The sequence below is a fragment of the Neisseria gonorrhoeae genome (assembly GCF_003315235.1).
In the GTDB taxonomy this organism is placed as follows: Bacteria; Pseudomonadota; Gammaproteobacteria; order Burkholderiales; family Neisseriaceae; genus Neisseria; species Neisseria gonorrhoeae.
In genome coordinates this window covers 1-3,011 of record NZ_QNRU01000064.1, presented here as the reverse complement: position 1 = coordinate 3,011, position 3,011 = coordinate 1, and the positions used below count along the sequence as shown (strand labels likewise).

The window sequence follows — 3,011 nt, the reverse complement described above, 5'->3', positions numbered from 1 at the left end:
TCTTCATTTTTTTCCTTTCCGGTAAATTGCGGATGACTTCCGCTTCAATTCGGTTATATCAATTAACATCTGACCCGACGGGCTTTTTATTTGGGACAAACCCTGAACTCCGAAATTAATTCAGAAATAGAAACCTTATTTTTTGTCAACAACATAACGTCTTTATAAAGACGCTTTGGCGTTACTGCCCGTCCGTTTTCTATCTGCCATAGAAAAGACAGGGATAAGCCAAGTTTTTTAGCGTATTCCGTTTTTGCACCACGCTGTTCTGACAGCGTTTTAATAAATTCTGAATGAGTCATTCTGTAGTTTCACCGTAAATATTTAATGAGTTTAGCAAATATTAAACGCATAGGCAAGAAAATTTAATATTTGTTTGTTTAGCAGAAACTAAATAAAATTGAATCCCAATCTGAATGGAGCGCGAAAATGACTAATAGAGATCTGAAGGCCATCCGTATCGATAATTTAAAAAGATTCTTTGAAAATAAAAAGTTGCCGGTTAAAGACAAAAGCCTTTTATCTCAATTGATGAGCGGTAAAGCATCTTTTGGCGAAAAGGTAAGCAGACGGCTTGAAGAAGAATATGGGATGGGCAGTCTGTACTTGGATTCCGTTCCGAGCGAACCAACGCCCGTCCTCATCAACCCCGACCTGCCGCACGAAGTCAAAGACATCCACCGCCCGATGATGTGGAGCAGTAACGACCCGCTGCCCGACGATGATTATGTTTTCGTCCCCTACCTCAAAGAGAGCTGCTTCAAAGGCGGGGCGGGCGCGTATGAAATCCCCGACTACAACGGCTACCGCCTGCCGTTCGGCAAATCAACGTTAAGGCGCAAAGGCATCAACCCCGACAACGTCTTCTGCTGCACCCTGACCGGCGACAGCATGGAGGAAAAAATCGCAGAAGACGCGGCAATCGCCGTAGATACGGGCGAAACCGCCATACGCGACGGCAAAATATACGCCTTTGCCCAAGACGGCATGTTCCGCGTCAAATACCTGATACGGCAGCCCGGCAACAGCGTGCTGATACGCAGCCACAACAGCGGCTTCTATCCCGACGAAACCGCCCCTTTGGACAGCCTGTCCGTTATCGGCAGGGTATTTTGGTGGAGCGTGTTGGATTGATGCCGTCTGAAACGGCAGGGCAAGTATTTTTCAAATATATCCGCCCGATATGCCGACGGCGCGGACAGCCTGCCGATACCGGATAATTTGCACAAATTATTTCTTGAAATAATGGACCGGCGGCCTTAATATACAGAAAAATAACAACGGAAACAGAAAATGCTGAACGCGTACGACGTGGCAGATTTCTTCCTTTCCCCTTTTGAAGAAGAGGACGGGGAGCAAATCTCCAATCTCAAACTTCAAAAACTCCTGTATTACGCACAAGGCTACGCCCTTGCCATACTTAACCGCCCCCTGTTTGCCGAAAATATCGAACACTGGCAGCACGGTCCGGTAGTCCCCTGCATTTACCGCACCTACAAAAAATACGGCGGCAGCCCATTGCCTGCGGCCCATATCGAACCGGACAAATATGCGGACGAAGAGTTGGTTGTCCTCAACCGTGTCCGTAAAGAGCAGGGCTGCTACACCGCTTGGGCATTACGCAATAAAACCCATCAGGAAGCGCCGTGGATACAGACCCGGCAGGGCGAAGTCATAGGGATTGCGCTGATGGGGGAATATTTCCGCCATGCGCTGCCGCAGACGGATTACAATTTCAATCTTGAAAAACTCAAAACAGCCGTTGAAGACAGCTTTGTCAGCGTCCCGCATTTCAACAGCGCCGACGACTTGGAAAAATGGTTGGAGCAGTAAATGCAGGTGCTGCTTGGCGAAGACTTCAAAAGAGCGTTGAAAAACTACCCCAAAGAAGACCGCAGAAAAATTGCGGAATTTATCGCACACGTCCAACAGAACGGCTTATCAGGGTTACCCGGCAGGAACAAATCCAGCGACAACGTACCGGCAGACGATCCTAAATGGCTGGAAAAAGTCCGATTTGCCCAACGGCACAACCTTTGGCACTATCACATCGGCATTCCCAAATACAACGGCGGCAGGTATGGCGATTTGACATCCGCCTATATCCTTCACTATACCCTTTGCGACGGCTTTATCAAAATCATCGGTTTTGACAGACACCCGCCTTTTATCCTGCCCGATATTCCCAAATAACCTTGTCTTACCCCCCTTAAGACAGCCCCTCGAGATACCGCCTGCAAATCTTTGCCAAAGCCTGTACGCGGCTGCCCCCGGCTTTTTCCACGGCGGCAAGGATAAGCTCCACGTCTTCGGCACGCCCCTGCACTGAAAACTGCCGGTATTCGCCGCTTGCCAGTTTTGCCTTTGTCGCCGCCGCCGCCGTTGCCGCGCGCAATTTTTTAGAATGCCCGCTGTTGGAATTTGCCATTTTTAAATCCTTATAGTAGAGTATGGGAAAGATAAGAGGAAGGGCAGCCTCCTTAACTGCCCTGCAAATGGTTAATCGTTAATCACTTGTTTTGTATTTCCCTACCACGCTGGGGAGCTTGCAAGGAAATACAAAATCACACAGATTAGGATTTTCTTAATCACATTGCCTCCTTTCTCTTTCAGGTTGCCCCGTATCGGCTGATACGGGGTTTCTTCATTTCCTAATCTATGAGTTTATTATATCATATGATATAATAAACGCAAGTATCGAAATACCCTACACGCGCAGAGGGCATTCTTTCCTAAACAACCGCCTTAATAGGCGGTTTTTTTTGCGCCTGCGAAATCTCAAAAATAAATTCTTTTAATAATCAAAATGTTCAGTATTTATTAAATAATCACTAAACATTTTACTTGACTAGATGTTAAGTGTTTACTAAACTACACCCATCGAAACAAACAACCCTTTGGAAAACAAACCGCCCGAAGCTATATCTGCCAAGCCGGGGATAGCACAAAGCGATGAAGTATCGAACTTCAAAGCGGGGCAACGGCACGGCGAAACGGTGAATGCTGCGGGC

General features: G+C 47.2%; 5 protein-coding genes. 3 read left to right on the top strand and 2 right to left on the bottom strand.

Going from position 1 to position 3,011, the window contains the following annotated elements; translation table 11 throughout:
- Positions 1-86: 86 nt before the first annotated feature.
- Complete coding sequence (locus tag DFR77_RS12560; protein ID WP_223169978.1) at positions 87-302, bottom strand: helix-turn-helix domain-containing protein; 216 nt, start codon at positions 300-302, stop codon at positions 87-89.
- Positions 303-429: 127 nt separating this feature from the next.
- On the opposite strand from DFR77_RS12560, the gene DFR77_RS12555 reads away from it, so the two are divergent.
- From DFR77_RS12555 to DFR77_RS12545, 3 genes are all read left to right on the top strand, one after another.
- Entirely contained in the window at positions 430-1,134 is a 705-nt protein-coding gene (locus tag DFR77_RS12555) for a S24 family peptidase (protein ID WP_003702453.1), read from the top strand.
- A gap of 159 nt (positions 1,135-1,293) precedes the next feature.
- Entirely contained in the window at positions 1,294-1,833 is a 540-nt protein-coding gene (locus tag DFR77_RS12550) for a Panacea domain-containing protein (protein ID WP_113852164.1), read from the top strand.
- The gene (locus DFR77_RS12545) at positions 1,834-2,193 is read left to right on the top strand and encodes a hypothetical protein (RefSeq protein ID WP_003694117.1); all 360 of its coding nucleotides are present in this window, start codon (positions 1,834-1,836) and stop codon (positions 2,191-2,193) included. It abuts the gene before it with no gap.
- A 16-nt stretch (positions 2,194-2,209) separates the two neighbouring features.
- Here the strand turns inward: DFR77_RS12545 and DFR77_RS12540 are convergent, their stop codons facing one another.
- Positions 2,210-2,428, bottom strand: a complete 219-nt coding sequence (locus DFR77_RS12540) for a hypothetical protein (protein ID WP_003691731.1) — start codon at positions 2,426-2,428, stop codon at positions 2,210-2,212.
- Positions 2,429-3,011: the final 583 nt, after the last annotated feature.

Excerpts from the sequence above, each read along its gene's own strand:
- DFR77_RS12550 (WP_113852164.1), top strand. The coding sequence starts at position 1,294 with ATGCTGAACGCGTACGACGTGGCAGATTTCTTCCTTTCCCCTTTTGAA.
- DFR77_RS12560 (WP_223169978.1), bottom strand. The coding sequence starts at position 302 with ATGACTCATTCAGAATTTATTAAAACGCTGTCAGAACAGCGTGGTGCA.
- DFR77_RS12545 (WP_003694117.1), top strand. The coding sequence starts at position 1,834 with ATGCAGGTGCTGCTTGGCGAAGACTTCAAAAGAGCGTTGAAAAACTAC.
- DFR77_RS12555 (WP_003702453.1), top strand. The coding sequence starts at position 430 with ATGACTAATAGAGATCTGAAGGCCATCCGTATCGATAATTTAAAAAGA.
- DFR77_RS12540 (WP_003691731.1), bottom strand. The coding sequence starts at position 2,428 with ATGGCAAATTCCAACAGCGGGCATTCTAAAAAATTGCGCGCGGCAACG.